This is a genomic window from uncultured Lacinutrix sp., from assembly GCF_947500325.1.
Lineage (GTDB): Bacteria > Bacteroidota > Bacteroidia > Flavobacteriales > Flavobacteriaceae > Lacinutrix.
In genome coordinates this window covers 1-224 of the sequence record NZ_CANMRQ010000121.1, presented here as the reverse complement: position 1 = coordinate 224, position 224 = coordinate 1, and the positions used below count along the sequence as shown (strand labels likewise).

Sequence of the window (224 nt, the reverse complement as noted above, 5' to 3'; positions counted from 1 at the left end):
GTAGGGCCAGTAGAATCGTTAAGCGTTAAAGTAGCATTTAAAGTTTCACTATTGTTACAAGCATCAGTAGCAGTATATGTTACCGTAATAGTACCACCTAAACCACAAGTAGTTGTAAGCGTTGTAAAGTCGTAGTTAGAAGTAACTGTAACATTAATATCATTAGCACAGGCTTGAATAGCCGCAATGTTATCAGCATTCCATTGGTCTGCAATGGTTTGGTT

General features: G+C 37.5%; 1 protein-coding gene. It reads right to left on the bottom strand.

Going from position 1 to position 224, the window contains the following annotated elements; genetic code table 11:
• Positions 1–224: hypothetical protein (locus tag Q0997_RS20440; protein ID WP_299892611.1), on the bottom strand; the 224-nt coding region annotated here is incomplete at both ends.